Below are 17,562 nucleotides of genomic sequence, written 5' to 3'. Positions count from 1 at the left end.
CTCAATTCTGCCCTCTATTCTATCCAGCTTTTAGCCTGCCACGGAAGGTCTATAACGCACATAGGCAAAGCCACTGGACCCGTTGACTCAAGACGGTCGGCTCCCTAATCTCCGGCTAGCTTTTGAGACGGGACTAAAGACTATGAAATGCCCATTTTGCGGACATGCTGATGACAGAGTTTTGGATACCCGAGTGCAGAAAGATGGCAGCATTCGCCGCCGTCGCGAATGCCTCGAGTGCAAGGCTCGTTTTTCAACAGTAGAAACCATCATGCTGGCTTTCCCGTTCATCATCAAAAAAGATGGACGCCGTGAACCGTTCAGCAAAGAAAAGATCCTGAAAGGCCTGCAAGCCTCCTGTCAAAAGCGCCCGGTCAGTCTGGCGCAGATTGATGCCGTGGTGGAAAAGATCTCTGCCTGGGTGATCAACCGCGGTGAATCCGAGATCTCTTCCCGTCTGATCGGGAAAAAAGTCATGGCGGAACTAAAACAACTGGATGACGTTGCCTATATTCGCTTTGCAAGTGTATACAGAACTTTCAAAGACGTTCAGGAATTTGTGGAGACTCTGGAAGACGCCGAGCTTCTTGATTTTGTCGACGCAAGTAATCCACAATTAAGCCTCACCGCTATGACATTTGTTGAAAGCGAGAAAAGTACGAACCATGAAACTGACAGCAAGACGCCAAGCCCGCGAACTCGCCCTCCAGGTCCTCTTTCAAACTGAGTTTGCTCCGCAGATCAGCTACCAAACCTTCCTTGAAGTGTTTGAGCAGAGTCTTGACCCCGAAGTGATTTCCTACGCCGATCAACTCGTGACCGGTGTGCAGTCGCAGAAAGCCGCCATTGATTCCAAAATTCAAGCCTCCAGTGCCCACTGGAAAGTGGAGCGCATGGCCACGATTGATCGCAACATTCTGCGCATCGCGGTTTATGAAATGCGATTCGCCGCGGATCCGATCAAAGAAAACATCGCCATCAATGAAGCCGTTGAAATTGCCAAGAAGTACGGAACTTCGGATTCCGGCAGCTTCGTCAACGGTCTTCTGGATCAAGTCGGTAAGGCTCGCTAATGGCACTCAGCGTACTTTCCCAGGCCAGCGCACTGAACCCAGGTTCCGACCTGTGGATTGTGCCTGATCTGGAAAAGTCACCGTGGACCGCCAAGCTGGACTGGTACCTGAATTTTCAAGTCTGCAAGTCCTCGCGCCATCACAGCCCGGCCATTCCCGCGTTTGTGGAAACTGTTGTGCAGGAAGCAGAACTGGAGTCCCCGTTTCAACCTGCCACATCTTCGGCCCCTTTGATGATCGCCTCTGAAAAACTGCTGCCCAATAAGTGGGTCGTGGTTCTTCCGTGGAACGGGGATCTTGCTGCCTGGACGGCGGAAGTGTTTAGCATCTGGAAAAATCTGAAAGAGCCGACCTTGCGCATTTTCCTGCCACCTGGACAAAGTACCGGGAACCTTCAGATTGCCTGGCAGGCCCACCACCCTGCGCAGGATTTCACTGTCGTACTTGATTAAGTGCGTGTTTCTCCCCAGAATAAAATGATCAGCGTGGGAGAACGTCATGGAAAAACTGTCGCAAACAATCGTGTCAAAAATCACAAACCTGCAGAAGCGTTTGGAATCCGTTCTGGATAATGATTTTGAGGCGAAGGTTGAAGCCAGCGAGCGTACGGCCCACTTCGAACCATCGCGCGATCTGTCCTTGGTGCGCGGCCTTTCTTTGGGGCTGCCTGAAGATCATATCGACCGTGCGATTGTGGTATTTTCCCGACTGGCACTGCTGTTTGATGCCGGAGTTCTTCTGGAAAACAACGATGCTCAATGGAAGGCTCAAGCTTATTTCCATAAAGGGGCCACTCAGCTTTTGAAAAACAACTCCAAAGCCGTTCTGCGCCTGCCACCGATGAATATGCTTTCGGTTTTGACCACCAACTCCGAACAAATGCTCAGCAAACTGCAACTGCAGCACCTGGATCCGGAAAACAAAACGTCCTGCCTGCTGATCAAGGCCAGCCCTGACTTTGCGTTTTTACTGTTTTCGGGAATGGCCGATCTTTGGCTGAAAGAGCATATCGAAAATGTTCGCACGGCTTTGATCAATGGACTTGCTGACTAATGACGGACTCTCAAACCTACACGATCTATATTCTTTCAGACAGTACCGGTGAAACTGCCGCCACCATGATCCGCGCGGCCTTGGTTCAATACACCACCAAAGACGTCAATATCATCCGCTGTAAAAATGTGCGCACCGAAGCCCAGGCCGAAGCCGTGATCGAAGAATGCTTCGAGCGCCGCGGGATGCTGGCCTACACCGTGGCCAGCCAAGGTCTGCGCGCCAAAATTCGCGAAATGGCTTCCGGCAAAGGCATTCCTTACTTTGACCTTTTGGGACCTTTACTTTCCACCCTGGACACGTTCTTTGGACAACATTCCGAAGACGCCGTGGGCGCTTTACGCGCAGTGGATGAAAGATACTTCAAACGCATTGAAGCCATTGAATACACCGTGAAACACGATGACGGAAAAACGTTTGCAGAGCTGGACAAGGCCGACATCGTGCTGGTCGGAATTTCCCGCACCAGTAAAACACCGCTGTCGATCTTCCTCAGCCACAAAGGCTGGAAGGTCGCCAACGTGCCCTTGGTGCTGGATACGCCGCTGCCGGAAGAGCTTTTCAAAATTGATCAGCGCCGGATCGTGGGATTGATCATCGATATGGATTCCCTGCAAAGAATCCGCAAAAGTCGATTGGAAAAGTTCGGCCAAGATCCCGGCGGGTCTTACGCTTCAATGTCTCATATCGCCAAAGAAATCGAATACGCCGAGAAGATCTTCAAGGTGAATCGGCGCTGGCCGGTGTTTAACGTCACCGAACGCGCCTTGGAAGAAACGGCCAGCGAGATCGTGCGCATCATCGCCGCCCGTCTGGGACTTCCCGACAGCGTGATTTTCTAAAAGTGGCGTACTTCTTGCTGCCAATAAGTTGACCTGCGGAGAGATTCCTCCAGCAAGGCAGGAGGATGAAGTGAAAAAGCTGATCTCATTAGTAGTTCTGTCTCTTTTTGGGACACTTCAGGCTCCGGCACAGAGTGCAGAGCTCAATACTCGGGCCGCAATCGCCGCTCGTTGTACCCCCAGTGTCAACCCCCTTTACACCAAAGACTTCAAGTGGGGCTATGAGCTGCCGGAAATGCTGCTCAAATTTACAGAAATGTATGAGTCTCCGAAAAGACTTTCCAAGAACGCCTATTTCGATTCAGCGACACAAACAATCCGCCTGCCCTACTATAGCGACCGGGGCGGAGATGTCGTGGTGGACAAATCCTTTGTGCAAACAGTGGCTCGCCATGTAGAAAAAGGTCTTCAGCTGGATGTGGTTGATGCTGTCTTCTTCCCGGACATGGGACACTCCCATCTTTTGATTCCCGAGAAGTTAATGCAGGAAAAGTACGATCGATTCCCTGTGCAGGCGATGTCCCGGTTCTATGAAGAGGTTTTCCGCGACGGTCAGATCAAGTTCCTGTATCACACGGCAGAACAGCTCAAGATGCTCGATGAAAATAATCAGGTTCTTCCTGATCCAAGAATCCGACACCGCCATAGAACACGAAACCTGGTGGGTGAAAATCACACCCAAGCGGAAATGTCTCTTGTGCAAAATCCTGCCAGCGCCGCCAATACGGCCAGTGAGGTGAAGGGATATTTCTGGTGGGGGGCTGGCTTTAATCTGAGCGCGAATAAAAAAGGTTGTTTTGCCTATCGCGCCCACGACCGAGTCTATTACTTTGATATCAGCCTGTACGATCTGGAGCATGATCCTGCCGACGGCGGATGGTAGTCTCTGATTCCCCTAGTATTTGAATTTGATTGTTTTAATTTTCAGGCCTTCGGATTCTTTGACGAAGGCCACATAACCTTCCCCATTCTTCGTTTTTCCTTTTAGCTCCATGCAGTAAAACTCAGAGGTCCTTTGATTCGGTTGGACTTTGTTTTTATCGGTGCAGTCCTGCAATCCTGTGAACTCATAGCCGACGTCCAAAAATTGTATCATTTTGTTTTGCTCTGGCATCACCAGCGTGGAAGCCAAATATCCACGAGCGCAGGACACAAATACATCCTGCGGCGTTCGTTTGGCGCAAGCCCGGAAATCCTTCCAGACTTTGTTGGCGTCATCCAGAGAGCCTTGTGCTGAAAGCACGAAAAAACTTGCAGCGACGGCAGCACATTTTGGAAGAATCCTCATCGCACACCTTGCCCTTTCTTTTCGCCGAACAACTTAAAGAGCAGATAGTTGGCGCCTCCGCCCATCACCGCCTGAGCGGTGTCGAGCACATCCTTCGTGGTCATGGCCGAGGCCTTTTCCACTTGCGATGTCCCTGTGCCCAGACAGCGCGGATGCAACAGCAAAGAGGCGAATTCGCCGTTTTTGGATTTCATTTCCTCGCAAAGACCTTCCACCGCAGGGCACTTCTGTCCCCACTTCTTGGTGACCGTGGTTATCGCCTGATACATCTCCTGATCGGCGTAGCTGTTGCAATTGATGGTTTCATCCATCGATGGCACGAAGTAGTCCTCAATCTTAAATTCCCGGTTCTTTACAAAACGACCGTTCTGACAAAGGGCAATGGCGGGCTTGCCATCAAAAAGATCCCGCCAGAAATAAAGCCCCTGATAGTTGGCTGACAGATCCGCATAGGACTTCACACCCGGACGCTGCAATCCCCACGTGGCTTGTTCCTGCAGGACTCCGACCTCCAGGGCTTTTTTGACCTTGTCCTTGGGCAGGGCCGGATCCTGCCCGACCATGTCCCAATAAGTCGCCCCATGCGCGAAAAAGTGATCGATCTTATCCAGACCGATATAGAATGCCTGACCCTTAATGTTCACCTTATAGGATTGAGAGAAGTAAAGATCCGTGTAAGGGCGGCCGGCCCGATAAGGCACTTCGCGGGCGAAGCGAGGCCCCGCAACAGGCGCATTCACATAGACGGCCTTATACACTTGCGGTAAATTGCGATCCAGATCGTCCTGCACAAAGTCCAAAAACTTCTTTCGATCACACCCGAACTTCGCGGGGAACTCCTGCAGATTCATGTCCAGAACACCATTGATGGCTTTATTGATTTCCGCGTTAGCGACCACGGCTCTGGAATCCCGGCGCGCAGAAAAATTATCGGGCTCTCCGGCACTGACGTTCCACGATAAGAGAAGGAAAAATAAAAAGGCCATGGAATCATTATCCAATGGCCTTTTGTTTTTGCCCAGACCCATCGCCGGGCCTTCTTTATATTCAGACCTAAGCCGCGCGCGCCTTAAGGAGCTTCGCCGCGTTTCCCTGCCCAGAGCCACAGCCCTTGCGGTCCCATCTGCAGGATAAAGCGATCCTCCATGGAGCTTTCGAAGGTCATTTCAAAAGACTGGGGGAAGTCTTGAGTTGCCACAAATGCCTTCACACTGCGCCCCTGGATCGCCACACTTTCAGACGGCAGGAAGCGAATGGTGCAAGTCGCTCTGACATCTTCACGGGCACATTCAATTTTCACACTTTCATCCACCGACAACCAACGGAAACGACTGTCGGCCCCGACGGCGTCCATGAATTGCTGAATACGCCCCACTGCGGCTCGTTCATTCAACAGAACACCCACTTTTTCCGCGCGATGAAAGACTGCGACTGAATCAGCTGCTGCAAAAACTTGCGCCGAGCCCAAGAAGCTCACTAAGAATAAAAAAACCTTCTTCATAAAATCTCCTGTTTGTCAGATTGCGTTCGCGTTTGAAAAATTACCCGCTATTTCTGGAATGGTGTAATGCCCCTGCAACGCTTTGTTTGTAATCCCGCACCCAACCACAAAAGCGATGGATTGGAATCTGTAACCCCCGATACTCTTTCACAAAATCACCAAGGAGACACCCATGAAAAAAATGTTTTTACTGATTCTTACTTCGTTTGCATTTGCCGGCACGGCAGGCGCGATAGAAACCTATAGCTCAGCGCAGGATATCCCAGAGATGGCGGCTGTGGAGCCTATCTGGACAGCCGACTTCGAACGTCCCTCGTGCCCCAAGGGATACTTGGTTGCCAAGAAATACTGCTGGAGCAAATCGTCCCACTGCTTTGAGCATTGTGGCTATATCTGCAGCAAAGTGCCTAAGCCAAATGATCCAAGCGAGCGTCACTGATTTAGACACCCCTGCAAGTTTTGCCCGTGGGCAGGAAGGGGCTGGACACCGGCCCCTTCTGCTTTTAGCTTCGTTTTCTATGTCTCGTTTATTTCTCGCTTTTATTACTGTTTTGGCGTCTTTTGCAGCGACGGCCTCATCCTGCCTTCCCAGCGACCAATCCTGCGACTTCTACGCCTGTAAAGAGCGCGAACAAGCCTGCGGCAAAAGAGGTTATTGGCAAAATTTCGGATATCCCTATTGTCAAAAATTCCTGAAAGATGAGGCCCGGTTTTCACCACGGTCACAGATCTGGCTTCAGGATGTTCGATATTGCCTGCAGGAACGTATTCAGGAAGTGGCCGAAGGCACAAGCTGCAAAGACCTGCACACCATGGCCATGGACAGCCACGTCAGCTGTTACGTGGACACCGGATTCTGCGATCTAAAGTACATGGAACAAATGCGCATCTACTGGTACTTAAAGGGAGCCCTGCGAAGCGCCGACACCTGGCGCGAGGCGTATCTTTTGAAACAAGCTTGCGCCCAACGTTTTAAGTAAAGAGCTCAATCGGTCTGCTTTTCCCAGATAAATTCCAGATCCTCTTCGCCCATAAGAACTTTCAAATAAAGACGCTGGTCTTTCAGACGAAGAGTCGTCCAGCTCTCAAAGCCCAGGCGCATGTCAGGATCCTGGGAACACCAGGACGCATTGTCAGGATGAACTTCGACAACCTTTTGATAGAGTTGTTCGCCCCGCCAGCTGTAACGAGCCCGTCTTTCACAGAAGCCGTGTTCTCCGTCTCGCCAATAGCGCAGGATATTTTCGCTTTCAGAGCCAAACTGATAAACGATGTGCAGTGCCGGGTTCGGCGGTGGCAGCTCGCGATCCTGATACCACAGACCCACAAAAATCCAGATCCCCAGCAAACTCATAGCAACCCCCGCTTGGAAAGTATCGCCAAGGCCGCTCCGGCATCCTGAGCTGACAATTTTTCCAGACACACATCCTTCAAAGTTTTTCCAAAGTCGGCAAAATCGCTGCCTGGAACCAGTCGATTCAGAACGCTCATGGCGATTTCCAGGCCCTTGCTTGCACCCAACTGTTCAGACAACTCCCACAAGGTTCCGCTGACAATCCCAGAGTCATGATACAGACCTCCGGTGCGATCCCCCAAAGACAGGCTGTTCAAAACAGTTCTGCGAAAAGGTGCTTTCTTATAAGAGACTTCTCCCATCCGCGGACTGCCCAACTGCATGGCCGTGAAATAGTCGGCAAAGCCCTCATTCAAAGATCCGCCCTCTCCTTCAAAAGGAAGCTTGGCCAGCACATCAATCACCGCATGAGCACTTTCATGAATGACAATGGACGGATCCCGGGGAATATGTTGATAGTACTCATCATCCCCCTGCCCCAAACGGATTTTTCCCTGATAATAAAAAGCTGAATTGGTCTTTTCGGGATAACCGACAAACACTTCCGCCTGCACTTGAAAAGGCAAAGTGAAGCCCAGACGACTTTGGAACCAACTAAAGGATTCGTTTAAGTAGACAAATGCCTGCGTCTGATCAAAGCGATGATCCTCCATTGAAAACTTCAAAGGCCCCGCAATTTTACTAATTTTATTTTCAGCCTGGGAACTGACATAAACCCAATGATTGGCCAACGCTGGCTCCAAATAGAGCCCCTTCAAGGGAACCTCCTGAACACCACCCCACAAAGGCCCGCGAGGAAACACCCAGGCACTGGTATCGATAAACTGCGAACCTGCGGGGCGAAGAGAGCGAACCTCCAGATTCTTATTCAGCTTCAGAGTCCACATACGACCTTTTTCATCGGCATAATCAACCTGCCAGACGATCTCGTAAAAGCCCTCGCGCTGAGTGATCACCGGAGTCACACTTTGTGGAGGTCTTTTGCGGAAAACAGGAAAGGCCGATTGCAGCTTTTGACGAATCCTCTGCGCATCCTGGTTGACCGCGTTCGTATCCAGATGGGCCAAGGCAATTTCGGGTTTCACCACGCCAGCTCTTAGCTGCTTGAGCGCGCCCTTGTCAGAATGAATTTCTTTTCGATAAGAGGATTCAACCACAAAACCGCGATAGGTCTGAGGCTGAAGTCGAACCCACTCGCCCTGGGACAGATTTTTAGGGGCGGCGGCGAAGTCATAGACCGCAAGTTCTTGGGTGATGGGGCTCTCGTCTCCGGCTTTCCAGTCATACACGTGAAAAGATGATTTCGTGCAGGAAGCGAACAAGAGAAAAAACAGAGGCAGGATCTTATTCATGACAGCATCCCTTCAAAAACAAAGAGGGCTCGTTGAAGCCCTCTTTTGGGTGCAATTTCTTACTCGATCATCACAGATTTTTCGATATAAGTGCCATCCCCATTTTCAAAGTGCAAAGTGTGTTTTCCCGGTGCAAAGCGGCCCAGACGAACTTCTTTCTGGAAGGGAATAAGTACCATCAGACACATGCCGGGGCTGACGGTCGCGATGGACTTGATATTGTGATAATAAGTGTCCTTGTGCTCGATCTCAGCATTCTTCCACTTGTAACAACCATTCTGGAAGATCCCGTTCACAACAACATAAACGTCAGAGGCAGAATCAAAACCGCCCGGAACATAAACTCCACTGATACCAATTTGGACATCTTTGGCCACACCTTGTTCTTGGGATGCCAAAGCCACTGAACCTAAACTGACCAACGCTGCCATAATCAAAGAAACGATTTTCATAGTGACTCCTTGAACTCTGTCGTCCATCGACAGGGACCCTTGCTTGGGGTTGATTGCACTCTATCCCCTTCACAAAAAAATTAAGCATGACCTTGGTCATGCTTAATTCTGCGAGTCATGAAAATACAACCTCCCGGTGGAGGCGCTGACTTAGGCCGCTTTCCAGCCCTCTTCGTCCATTTCCGGATGCTCTGGTGGGGCCTTCGCCGTCAAAGTTGTCGCTGGAGCCGGCTGCTTGCCGTCCCCATAAACAACTGTGTTCAGTTCATCCACCACATTCTTCATGATCGCCGCCTGAGAGTTGATCTCTTGCGCTGTACCGGCGATTTCCTCAGAAGACGCGGCATTAGACTGAACTGACTGATCCAGCTGATTCATTGCCTTGGAGATCTGTTGAATACCCGTGGACTGCTCTTCGCTGGCCATGGAAATTTCGTTGTTGAGATCCGCCACTTTCTTAACCGAAGTCACAATGTTTTTCAGCATTTCGCCGGATTTGTCTGCCTTGTGCGTTCCACGATCAATTTTCTCAACAGATTCTTTGATCAGACCTGTGATGTCTTTGGCTGCACTGGCAGAACGCTGAGCCAATGTGCGCACGGCTTCGGCCACAACCGCAAAGCCTTTACCGTGTTCCCCGGCACGAGCCGCTTCCACGGATGCATTCAAGGCCAGAAGATTTGTCTGGAAGGCAATATCATCAATCACGTTGATGATCTCTTCGATCTGTTTGGATGAAGAGGAAATCTCATTCATGGAAGCCAACAACTCGCCCATCTCTTTTTCACCCTGAACGGCTGTTTCAGAGGACTGCGCCGACAAAGCCGCCGCCTGTTTCGCGTTGTCAGAATTCATTTTTACCATGGAAGTCATTTCTTCCAAAGCCGCCACAGTTTCTTCCAAAGAGGCCGCAGAAGAACTGGAGGATTCAGACAGGGACTGCCCCGCAATGGACAACTGGTGAATTGCAGAAGACACCAGGTCACCAGAACTTTGCAGCTTGTTGGCCAGGCCACTGACAGATTTGGAAATCATTCGGGCAATTGCCATCACCGCCACCAGCAACACAAAGATGCCGGAAAGGGCGATAATAATCTGAGTCCAAACCATCGTGTTAGCTTCAGCCAACACCGTGCTGGTTGGAGTTCTGACGATCAAAGCCCATGGCTCTTGTGTGTGACCCAAATTCATCGGAGAGACCACATACAGGTATTCCTTTTGATCCTTCGGATCCACACCCGTGATCGTCAGCTCTTCACCCTTGCTGATCGCCGCTTTGAATTTTTCAGCTTCAAACGGATATTCAGCTGGTTTGGTGATCATCTTTTCATCGGGATGTGAAACATAGTTCCCGTTTGCAGTGACCAAATAAGCTTCGGAAGTTTCAAATGGCTTTACACCGTTGGCTTTGGCTTGGATCTCTTTCAAAGGCAGATCCACACCCGAGTTTCCAACGAACTTGCCATCAATAAAGATAGGTACCACCGCCGAGGTCATCAACACCTGTACACCGTCAATCGGATAGAGATAAGGCTCGATCATGGTTTCTTTACCACGGGCTTGAGGCACCAGATAGTAGTCTCCTTCACCCGGCTTGCTGTAACCGATCAAAGGAGTCAAAGAAGACTTGCCGCCTTCCCAGTTCAAATATGGAACAAAGCGACCTGTCGCATCGTGCCCCTGAACTGAAACATAGTCAGCGTCCTTGCCATCCCAGGCATTAGGCTCCCAACCTGTCCAGGCACCAATCAGAAACTTGTTCTTTTCCAGAATTTCACGCAAAGCCTCGGCCACTTGAGAACGGCCCGTGGTGTTGCGCTTCTTAAATGATTCTAAAACATGCGCCATGCTTCGGGCGATATCCAACCCGCGCTCAACTTCCAGGCGCATTTCTGACGCGTAGGCTCTTGCCGTGGCGACGGTTTTATCGGTCGCTCCCTTTTTGGCTGTTTCGTGGCCATTGCGTGCCATCAAAAAGGTCATTGTTCCCAATACAAGCAATGCAATCAAAATAATAGGGACTGCCAACTTGACCTGAATAGAATACTGTTTCTTCATTTAAGACTTCTCCCGAAATAGAATCTGAATAATTCTTTCGGAAAAACTTGTTCATAAATGAATACTACAAAAGTCTAACCTTTTTCCTGTTGAGCCAGAGTTTGATAGAAGACCTCGACCAAGGACTTGCTTTCTGAATTCTTTTTATAATAGAACATCAGATCAATTTCGTAGTGCATGTCTTTTACGTACACCCGATTCAAACGACCTGAACGCACTTGCTTTTTAATCGAATGCGCGGGCAGGAATCCCCAACCCAACCCGGCTTCGATCACACGTTTTAAAGTCCCCACATTGGAAGACTCAAAAATTGCGCTGACCATCGCTCCTTGTGACTGAATCTTGCCGTGCAGTTCACTGTAAAAAGCCGGGAACTCTTCGGTGAAGTCCACCAAAGGGAAGGCTCCCATATCCTTCACCATAATCTGCTGAGGCATCTTTTCGTCTTTGCTGGAGCCCACCAGCCACATTTCCTCTTTCAACAAAAAGCGCTGTTCGCTGCCGTCAAGTTCAGAGTCGAACTCTGTCTTGGTGTCAGGCAGAATCAGCACATCGTAGTGACCTTTTTTATAGCCCTTGATCAACTCTTCACCGCGATCGTACTCGATCTTCAGAGTCAGTTCCGGATTATGCCGCATCAGACGCCCCACAATGGGACTCATCACGTGCAATCCCAAGGAGTTCAGTGTCCCAATTCGCAACTGCCCCTTCATCTGATTGCCAATGGATTTGATGGCTATTTCCGCCTGCTGGGTCAGATGAATAATCTTTTTGGCATACTCGTAAAGAACCTCCCCTTGAGGAGTGGCCTTAATGGAACGCACCCCCCTGACCAGCAGCTCAACCCCTAGATCTTCCTCCAGATTACGAATCTGCTGAGAGACTGCGGGCTGGGTCAGATAGAGCTTGTCCGCTGCCGCAGTCATGCTGCCCTCGCTGATGACGGTCACAAATGTGGTCAGCTGATAAAGGTTCTTCACAGGAAATCTCCCTTTTTGCTCTTTGATCCCAGAGGAAATTGTTATTATACTTACTGCAGCCTACTTCGGTGAACCCGAAGTGTAAACCCATCCGGCGCCGCCGGATTGTAAACCAGTACAGCACAGCCGAGGTCTGCATGAAGTATCGTTTGTTAGCATCACTCGCCGTTATTCTACTCAGTTTTAGCGCCCATGCAAAAGTCTTTCGTAACGCTTACATCGCATTTGAAATGCCAGAGTCCTGGAAGTGCAATCTGGAGCAAACCGAATGGGTCTGCCGAAGTGAACAAACCAAGGAAGCCAAAGAAGCCATTATCATTCTGACCGCCAAAGAAGTCGGTCCGACGGACACCTTTGCTCTTTATGAATCGCACCTGAACACACCTATTTCTGTGGCCTTGAAGGGTGGCGGCTCTGCCGAATCCAAAATCGTCTATAAATCCAAAAGTGTGCAGATCAACGACCAGACATGGGTGGATTCACTGCACCTGGGCTCTGAAGTTCCCAACTATTTCACTCGCTATTTGGCGACCATTAAAGACAAAATTGCCATCCTGATCACCTTCAGCGCCCACAAGCAGTACTACACCAAATACAGCCAGGATTTCTTCAAGGCGGTGATGAGCTTGCGCGTGATTGCCTCTAAGAACCTTTTGGCCAAACCGGAACTGGGCCCCATCCGGCCAGGCTCGGAAACATTGGGAGCCCCGATCAGTTCCGCCATGCCTGCGGATATGCTGCAAGGTGAAGAAGAAGGCGGCAAAGGCAACAATAAGACCCTGCTTCTGGCCGGAGCGATCCTGTTAGCTGCTTTGGGTGCCTTCATCTTCTTGAAGGCCCGCAAAAAACGCAGATAAGATCCAGATCAAAAGTTAAAAATAAAAACCCCACAACCTGGAAAGTTGTGGGGTTTTTATTTTGTCTTTATGTCATCTTTTACTTCAGGCGCTCAATGACCGGCTTGTACTTTTCAAACTGAGGAATGATCTTTTCATCCCCGTAAACCAGAACCTTGAACTTAGCCGGGTTTACGACTTTCCTGAAGGCCGCATTGGCCTCTTTCGGCTTGATGGCTCCGACATTCTTGTTGAAATCCGTCAGATAATTGACCGGGATACCATAAAACTCCAAAGCCAGAAGATTGTAAGCCAGGCGATCTGCAGTCTCAATAGCTCTCGGGAACTGACCAATCAACTGGTTGCGTCCCGCACTGACCTCAGCTTCGGTCGCCCCGTTATTGACAAAATCTGTCAGTACCTTCAAGGCCTCCTCCAAGGTCTTTCCAGCAGTTTCGTTCTTCGTAAAGGTCACGATGTCATAGCTTCCACGTTCTTTACGAACATCGAAGTACGAATAGATGGAATATGTCAGTCCCAGATCATCACGTACTTTCTGGTTCAGACGACTGGCAAAACTGCCACCCACGGTTTCATTTGCCAGACGCAGGCGCAAGTAATCAGGATCCGCGCGATCGATTCCCACCTGTCCGATGCGAATTTGAGTCTGCTGCAGCCCCTTTTTCACTATCAGCTTCACCTGAAGGCTCTCACTGACTGGGGGAGCCTCGACCTGAACCTCTGGAGTGGTGCGCTTTGTCCATTTTCCAAAGACCTCTTTTACACGGTTTTCATAGGCTGCATCGTAGCTTCCCACCACCGCCAGCAACGAGTTGTTCGGACGGAAGAATGTCAGATAGTGCTTGATCACATCCTGCTTGCCGATGGACTTCAACCCCTCCGGAGTGCCATTGGTGTCACGTCCATAAGGATGATTGCCAAAGATAAACTGATCCATTTTTTCGTCAGCAAAAGAGGACGGATTGTCGATCTTCTTTTGCAAACCCGCCAGCATCTGGGAACGAATGCGGGCGATTTCCGCATCTTTAAAGGCCGGGTTCATTGTCACATCCGCGAAAAGATCCAGTAACGTCTGGGCTCCGGTTGTCAAAGCATCAGCATACACCGTTGTGGCGTCTGCACTGGGGCTGATATCCACGCTGGAACCCAATTGCCCAAACTCATCCGCCAGTTTCAAAGCGTCCCGTGATTGAGTGCCCTGCTCCAGAAGATAGGACGTCAAGGCATTCAGGCCGGCCTTGGAGCCTTCCTGCATGCTGCCAGTCTTGATCATCAAAGTCAGACTGACCCGCGGAAGACTGGCATCATGAATGAAATAAACTTTCAAACCATTTTCCAAAGTGACTTCTTTATATGGCTGCAAAGTGAAGGACCCATTGCCCTTTGTGACATACCCCTCTGTCGGAGGCTTCACTGTTTTTTTGGTCGAGCTGGAACAAGCCACCAGCGCAGAACATACAAGAGGAAGTGTCAAAGCTGCTGTAAATATTCTCATGGCTATTGTTCCTTTTGCACTTTGGGTTCAAGAGTGATAATGGATCGCTGAGTCTGCTGCGTGAATTTGTCGGCCACACGTTTGATATCATCCGCTGTGACCGCCTGATACTTTTCAAGGTCGGTGAAAAGGCTTTCATAGGTGCCATTCACGATTTCATTCACTGCCAATGCGCGAGCCTTGCCATCCATCGTTTTCAGACTGTCCACCAGATCCTTCATGACCTGAGTTTTGGCTTTTTCAAGTTCCTGAGGCGTCACCTTTTGATTACGCAACTTCCAGATCTCGTTGTAAACAGTCTCCAAAGCCTCAGCAGACCCCAGCCCCGGCTTCATGTTCACTCCCACTGCGAACATCCCATGATCTTTCATGGAGTAGTTGTAGGCATAAGCGGATGTTGCTACCTGTTTTTGATACACCAGGCGCTTGTACAAACGGCTGGAGCTGCCGTTACCCAGAATATTGGCCGCCAGATCCAGAGCGTACATGTCAGGGTCGCCTTGTTTCGGGCTCTGATAAGCCACTACGAACGAGGTATTCTGAACATCTTTGCGCAAGGTCGCATTCTGCTGCGCTTTCTGCAGAGGCTCTGTCGCATACTTTCTTTCCGGCAAAGGACGGGACGGCAGTTTTCCGTAATACTTTTCAATCAGGCTTTTCACTGTTGATGTCTTGAAGTCCCCGACAACAACCAGAACGGCATTGTTCGGCACATAGAAGGTATTATAGAAATAGCGAAGCTTGTCCGAATCATAGGCTTCAATATCTTTCATATACCCAATGACAGGCCATTTGTACGGGTGAACTTTGAACAAGGTTCCCATCATCAGCTCACGCAACAATCCCATCGGATTGTTATCCACGCGCCAGCGACGCTCTTCCTTGACAACTTCTTTTTCACTTTTCAGATCCTCAGGACTGATCAGAAGTGAACTCATGCGATCCACCTCCATGTCCATGACCAGTTCCAGCTTCGAGCTGGGCAGGTTTTCATAGAAGCCTGTGTAATCATTCGTTGTGAAGGCATTATTGGTGATGCCATTTTCGTGGAAGATGCGATCGAAGGATTTGCCGTCGTATTTCTTAGCACCCTTAAACATCATATGCTCCAGCATATGAGCGGCCCCCGTCACACCCGGGGACTCATCCCGGGAACCCACGCGATACCAGGTATGATAACTGATCATCGGCACCGCATGATCTTCCAACAGAAGTACGGTCAATCCATTATCCAGAACAAATTTTGTGACAGGAAGAGACAGCTTCAAATCTGGGCGACTGTTTTCAGTCCATCCTTTGATAGCGCCAATCACCTCCTGCCCTTTCGGGGATGGTGCAGGTGACGGTTCGACGGCGTAGGCAGAGACAGCAAGCCCCAGCCCCAAGAGCAAAGTTGAAATCCGTTTCATAGGTGCTTCTTTCGTTAGTTAATACAGAACGACTCTGCACCTAGTTTGAAACCGCAGGGCTGTGATGACAATGACCTTAAGGACTTTTAAGACTTTTGGCAGATATCCTATTGAACAACGAAGTCAGAGAAGAAAACATCCTTCACAATGCCACGACGAAGGATGCCGTTCACTTCCCCGGCGATTTTGTCCTTCAAGAAAAGTTTCCCCTGAATACTGTCCAGGTCTGCAAAGGGTTTATCATTTAGCAGACGGACTATGCGATCGCGGGCTTTGGCGCGGTTTTCAGGTTCCATGACCTCTTCAAAACCTTCTTTACCCAGCATTTGCAGATTGATTTCAAGACGGATGGTGCGTTTGGGCTCACCACCCAAATTCACCGTGAATTTATCCATGGTATAGATCAGCGGCGCCGTGTCCGCTTCACTGGCTGTGGAGGCCAATTCCCGCTCGGCCTCTTCTTCTGTCACCTTGGGGCTTTCCCATCCAATAGTCGAGGCATAAACCATGTAAGCCCCGCCCCCCATGACACCCAGATTCAGCACCGCGAAGGCCACTTGAAAGATCATTGCCATATTGCGCGGTTTCGCGGTCGATTGCTCTTTTTGTTCAGCCATGTATAAACCTCTTGTCATAGATTTTATCGGTGAGACAGGCTTAGGTCTTAAGATCTTAGACCTCATTATTTACAACTAAATTACGCGAAAAATGTCCAACCTCTGGACACCTGAGGACAGCCACTTGACAAGAACAAGACCTTTTCGGGCATAATAAGAATATGAGATGTTTCCTCACGGGCTGTGCTTTACTTTTCCTGAGTCTGCCGACCATGGCGGATCCTGTTGTCGCGCCCAAATCCCAAAACGAGAAAGAGCTGCTGCCCGCTTCTTTGCTGCAGATTTCAGAAACCGAAGCCTTTTCCCGCTATGTTTTTCTGGTCGATAAAGAACAGCGCAAACTTTCTGTCTTTGAACGCAATGGGGAACTGATTCAAAAGATCACCGAATACCCAGCCGACATCGGCAAAATGGGTGGCAACAAAACCAAGCGAGATGACCATAAAACTCCGGAAGGTATTTACTTCCTGCAAGAACGCCTAAGTCAGCCCAAGATTCCTTTCAGTCTTTACGGGGCACTGGCCTTTACCACGAACTATCCTAATCTTTTCGACAAACGCGAAAACAAAACGGGTTCTGGTATCTGGCTGCATGCTATTCCGGACTCAGTTCCCTTGACTCGTGGTTCCCGCGGCTGTGTTGTGGTTCGCAATGATGTAATCAAAAAGCTGGCGGACTACATCAAGCTGGGTGAAACACCAATTTTGATCTTTGATCATGTGGACTATGTCAGCAAAGACGAACACGACAAGCGCCGCCTGGCCCTGAGCAACTTCATTGAAAGCTGGAGACAGGCTTGGGAAACCCAGGACATCGAAAAGTACATGTCCTACTACGATGCGGGCTTTAAAGCTCCGGGTTTTAATTATAACTCCTGGAAGAATCACAAGAAGAGCCTGAAATCCAAGTACGAATACATCAAGGTTCACCTGTCCCAACCTTATATCGTTCAGCACAACGATCAGCTGTTGGTAAAAACGCTTCAACGTTATGAATCCGACAAGCACATCGACTACGGCGTTAAAACCATCTATGCGCTGAAATCCGGTGACTCTTTCAAAATCATCCGTGAAGAGTGGGCCCCCTTCAATCAAAACGAAGTCGCGGCAGCCATTGCTCGCGAAAACTCCATGACCGCCTCTTCAAACAAAACACAGTAACTCTGCAGCCCGACCCACCCCTTCACGGGCGTGGTCTTTTGGCCATAAAAAAAGCACAACCACTTTTGATG

The 17,562-nt window shown here is 49.8% G+C and carries 21 protein-coding genes; 10 read left to right on the top strand and 11 right to left on the bottom strand.

All coding sequences use genetic code 11. The annotated features are described in order from the left end of the window. Window positions 1-142 precede the first annotated feature (142 nt). From nrdR to ACZ5ZZ_RS04580, 6 genes are all read left to right on the top strand, one after another. Entirely contained in the window at window positions 143-727 is a 585-nt protein-coding gene (gene nrdR / locus ACZ5ZZ_RS04605) for a transcriptional regulator NrdR (RefSeq protein WP_011163623.1), read from the top strand. Further along, window positions 666-1,073, top strand: coding sequence for a transcription antitermination factor NusB (gene nusB, locus ACZ5ZZ_RS04600; RefSeq protein WP_464141480.1), 408 nt, complete (start codon window positions 666-668; stop codon window positions 1,071-1,073). Before nrdR ends, nusB begins: the two co-directional genes overlap by 62 nt. Then, window positions 1,073-1,525, top strand: a complete 453-nt coding sequence (locus tag ACZ5ZZ_RS04595; RefSeq protein WP_464141478.1) for a hypothetical protein — start codon at window positions 1,073-1,075, stop codon at window positions 1,523-1,525. Before nusB ends, ACZ5ZZ_RS04595 begins: the two co-directional genes overlap by 1 nt. 46 nt (window positions 1,526-1,571) lie before the next feature. Continuing rightward, complete coding sequence (locus ACZ5ZZ_RS04590; protein WP_464141476.1) at window positions 1,572-2,126, top strand: GTP cyclohydrolase; 555 nt, start codon at window positions 1,572-1,574, stop codon at window positions 2,124-2,126. Next, window positions 2,126-2,968 carry a pyruvate, water dikinase regulatory protein gene (locus ACZ5ZZ_RS04585; protein WP_347357236.1) on the top strand — a complete coding sequence of 281 codons (843 nt, stop codon included), beginning with the start codon at window positions 2,126-2,128 and terminating at the stop codon, window positions 2,966-2,968. The genes ACZ5ZZ_RS04590 and ACZ5ZZ_RS04585 overlap by 1 nt, the downstream gene beginning before the upstream one ends. 70 nt (window positions 2,969-3,038) lie before the next feature. Beyond that, window positions 3,039-3,851 (top strand): hypothetical protein, encoded by an 813-nt coding sequence (locus ACZ5ZZ_RS04580; RefSeq protein ID WP_464141474.1) that lies wholly within the window; start codon window positions 3,039-3,041, stop codon window positions 3,849-3,851. 12 nt (window positions 3,852-3,863) lie between these two features. Here the strand turns inward: ACZ5ZZ_RS04580 and ACZ5ZZ_RS04575 are convergent, their stop codons facing one another. The 3 genes from ACZ5ZZ_RS04575 to ACZ5ZZ_RS04565 form a co-directional block, all read right to left on the bottom strand. Further along, the gene (locus ACZ5ZZ_RS04575; RefSeq protein ID WP_464141472.1) at window positions 3,864-4,256 is read right to left on the bottom strand and encodes a hypothetical protein; all 393 of its coding nucleotides are present in this window, start codon (window positions 4,254-4,256) and stop codon (window positions 3,864-3,866) included. Beyond that, window positions 4,253-5,242, bottom strand: a complete 990-nt coding sequence (locus ACZ5ZZ_RS04570; RefSeq protein WP_464141470.1) for a hypothetical protein — start codon at window positions 5,240-5,242, stop codon at window positions 4,253-4,255. Before ACZ5ZZ_RS04570 ends, ACZ5ZZ_RS04575 begins: the two co-directional genes overlap by 4 nt. An 83-nt stretch (window positions 5,243-5,325) precedes the next feature. Next, on the bottom strand, window positions 5,326-5,757 hold the full coding sequence (locus ACZ5ZZ_RS04565) for a hypothetical protein (protein WP_464141468.1): 432 nt from the start codon (window positions 5,755-5,757) through the stop codon (window positions 5,326-5,328). 172 nt (window positions 5,758-5,929) lie between these two features. On the opposite strand from ACZ5ZZ_RS04565, the gene ACZ5ZZ_RS04560 reads away from it, so the two are divergent. Beyond that, window positions 5,930-6,196: a hypothetical protein gene (locus ACZ5ZZ_RS04560; RefSeq protein WP_464117930.1), complete on the top strand. Its 267-nt coding sequence runs from the start codon at window positions 5,930-5,932 to the stop codon at window positions 6,194-6,196. 79 nt (window positions 6,197-6,275) lie between these two features. Next, complete coding sequence (locus tag ACZ5ZZ_RS04555) at window positions 6,276-6,737, top strand: hypothetical protein (RefSeq protein WP_464141467.1); 462 nt, start codon at window positions 6,276-6,278, stop codon at window positions 6,735-6,737. 5 nt (window positions 6,738-6,742) lie between these two features. Here ACZ5ZZ_RS04555 and ACZ5ZZ_RS04550 read toward each other — a convergent pair whose 3' ends face one another. The 5 genes from ACZ5ZZ_RS04550 to ACZ5ZZ_RS04530 all read right to left on the bottom strand — a co-directional run bounded on the left by ACZ5ZZ_RS04550 (window position 6,743) and on the right by ACZ5ZZ_RS04530 (window position 11,953). Next, window positions 6,743-7,111, bottom strand: a complete 369-nt coding sequence (locus ACZ5ZZ_RS04550) for a hypothetical protein (RefSeq protein ID WP_464141465.1) — start codon at window positions 7,109-7,111, stop codon at window positions 6,743-6,745. After that, window positions 7,108-8,463, bottom strand: a complete 1,356-nt coding sequence (locus ACZ5ZZ_RS04545) for a gluzincin family metallopeptidase (protein WP_464141464.1) — start codon at window positions 8,461-8,463, stop codon at window positions 7,108-7,110. Before ACZ5ZZ_RS04545 ends, ACZ5ZZ_RS04550 begins: the two co-directional genes overlap by 4 nt. A gap of 59 nt (window positions 8,464-8,522) precedes the next feature. Further along, the gene (locus tag ACZ5ZZ_RS04540; protein WP_464117934.1) at window positions 8,523-8,915 is read right to left on the bottom strand and encodes a hypothetical protein; all 393 of its coding nucleotides are present in this window, start codon (window positions 8,913-8,915) and stop codon (window positions 8,523-8,525) included. Window positions 8,916-9,065: 150 nt separating this feature from the next. Next, window positions 9,066-10,973, bottom strand: a complete 1,908-nt coding sequence (locus tag ACZ5ZZ_RS04535; RefSeq protein WP_464141462.1) for a methyl-accepting chemotaxis protein — start codon at window positions 10,971-10,973, stop codon at window positions 9,066-9,068. Between the two features lie 74 nt (window positions 10,974-11,047). Beyond that, window positions 11,048-11,953, bottom strand: coding sequence for a LysR family transcriptional regulator (locus ACZ5ZZ_RS04530; protein ID WP_464141460.1), 906 nt, complete (start codon window positions 11,951-11,953; stop codon window positions 11,048-11,050). Between the two features lie 68 nt (window positions 11,954-12,021). Between ACZ5ZZ_RS04530 and ACZ5ZZ_RS04525 the strand changes: the two genes are divergently transcribed. Beyond that, a complete protein-coding gene (locus ACZ5ZZ_RS04525; protein WP_464141458.1) occupies window positions 12,022-12,810 on the top strand; it encodes a hypothetical protein in 789 nt (262 codons plus the stop codon). A gap of 79 nt (window positions 12,811-12,889) precedes the next feature. Here ACZ5ZZ_RS04525 and ACZ5ZZ_RS04520 read toward each other — a convergent pair whose 3' ends face one another. The 3 genes from ACZ5ZZ_RS04520 to ACZ5ZZ_RS04510 all read right to left on the bottom strand — a co-directional run bounded on the left by ACZ5ZZ_RS04520 (window position 12,890) and on the right by ACZ5ZZ_RS04510 (window position 16,331). Continuing rightward, entirely contained in the window at window positions 12,890-14,305 is a 1,416-nt protein-coding gene (locus tag ACZ5ZZ_RS04520) for a M16 family metallopeptidase (RefSeq protein ID WP_464141456.1), read from the bottom strand. 2 nt (window positions 14,306-14,307) lie between these two features. Next, window positions 14,308-15,714: a M16 family metallopeptidase gene (locus tag ACZ5ZZ_RS04515; RefSeq protein WP_464141454.1), complete on the bottom strand. Its 1,407-nt coding sequence runs from the start codon at window positions 15,712-15,714 to the stop codon at window positions 14,308-14,310. Window positions 15,715-15,821: 107 nt separating this feature from the next. Continuing rightward, entirely contained in the window at window positions 15,822-16,331 is a 510-nt protein-coding gene (locus tag ACZ5ZZ_RS04510; RefSeq protein WP_464117942.1) for a flagellar basal body-associated FliL family protein, read from the bottom strand. A 161-nt stretch (window positions 16,332-16,492) separates the two neighbouring features. Between ACZ5ZZ_RS04510 and ACZ5ZZ_RS04505 the strand changes: the two genes are divergently transcribed. Then, on the top strand, window positions 16,493-17,491 hold the full coding sequence (locus ACZ5ZZ_RS04505; RefSeq protein WP_464133779.1) for a L,D-transpeptidase family protein: 999 nt from the start codon (window positions 16,493-16,495) through the stop codon (window positions 17,489-17,491). The last annotated feature ends 71 nt before the right edge of the window (window positions 17,492-17,562 follow it).

Source organism: Bdellovibrio sp. HM001 (genome assembly GCF_055397275.1).
This window is presented reverse-complemented; position numbering and strand designations above follow the sequence as displayed.

Bases quoted from the DNA above. Each gene is read 5' to 3' on its own strand.
- ACZ5ZZ_RS04565 (WP_464141468.1), bottom strand. From the start codon at position 5,757: ATGAAGAAGGTTTTTTTATTCTTAGTGAGCTTCTTGGGCTCGGCGCAA.
- ACZ5ZZ_RS04535 (WP_464141462.1), bottom strand. From the start codon at position 10,973: ATGAAGAAACAGTATTCTATTCAGGTCAAGTTGGCAGTCCCTATTATT.
- ACZ5ZZ_RS04590 (WP_464141476.1), top strand. From the start codon at position 1,572: ATGGAAAAACTGTCGCAAACAATCGTGTCAAAAATCACAAACCTGCAG.
- ACZ5ZZ_RS04550 (WP_464141465.1), bottom strand. From the start codon at position 7,111: ATGAGTTTGCTGGGGATCTGGATTTTTGTGGGTCTGTGGTATCAGGAT.
- ACZ5ZZ_RS04585 (WP_347357236.1), top strand. From the start codon at position 2,126: ATGACGGACTCTCAAACCTACACGATCTATATTCTTTCAGACAGTACC.
- ACZ5ZZ_RS04510 (WP_464117942.1), bottom strand. From the start codon at position 16,331: ATGGCTGAACAAAAAGAGCAATCGACCGCGAAACCGCGCAATATGGCA.
- ACZ5ZZ_RS04560 (WP_464117930.1), top strand. From the start codon at position 5,930: ATGAAAAAAATGTTTTTACTGATTCTTACTTCGTTTGCATTTGCCGGC.
- nusB (WP_464141480.1), top strand. From the start codon at position 666: ATGAAACTGACAGCAAGACGCCAAGCCCGCGAACTCGCCCTCCAGGTC.
- ACZ5ZZ_RS04570 (WP_464141470.1), bottom strand. From the start codon at position 5,242: ATGGCCTTTTTATTTTTCCTTCTCTTATCGTGGAACGTCAGTGCCGGA.
- ACZ5ZZ_RS04505 (WP_464133779.1), top strand. From the start codon at position 16,493: ATGAGATGTTTCCTCACGGGCTGTGCTTTACTTTTCCTGAGTCTGCCG.
- ACZ5ZZ_RS04575 (WP_464141472.1), bottom strand. From the start codon at position 4,256: ATGAGGATTCTTCCAAAATGTGCTGCCGTCGCTGCAAGTTTTTTCGTG.
- ACZ5ZZ_RS04520 (WP_464141456.1), bottom strand. From the start codon at position 14,305: ATGAGAATATTTACAGCAGCTTTGACACTTCCTCTTGTATGTTCTGCG.
- ACZ5ZZ_RS04515 (WP_464141454.1), bottom strand. From the start codon at position 15,714: ATGAAACGGATTTCAACTTTGCTCTTGGGGCTGGGGCTTGCTGTCTCT.
- ACZ5ZZ_RS04545 (WP_464141464.1), bottom strand. From the start codon at position 8,463: ATGAATAAGATCCTGCCTCTGTTTTTTCTCTTGTTCGCTTCCTGCACG.
- ACZ5ZZ_RS04540 (WP_464117934.1), bottom strand. From the start codon at position 8,915: ATGAAAATCGTTTCTTTGATTATGGCAGCGTTGGTCAGTTTAGGTTCA.
- nrdR (WP_011163623.1), top strand. From the start codon at position 143: ATGAAATGCCCATTTTGCGGACATGCTGATGACAGAGTTTTGGATACC.
- ACZ5ZZ_RS04555 (WP_464141467.1), top strand. From the start codon at position 6,276: ATGTCTCGTTTATTTCTCGCTTTTATTACTGTTTTGGCGTCTTTTGCA.
- ACZ5ZZ_RS04595 (WP_464141478.1), top strand. From the start codon at position 1,073: ATGGCACTCAGCGTACTTTCCCAGGCCAGCGCACTGAACCCAGGTTCC.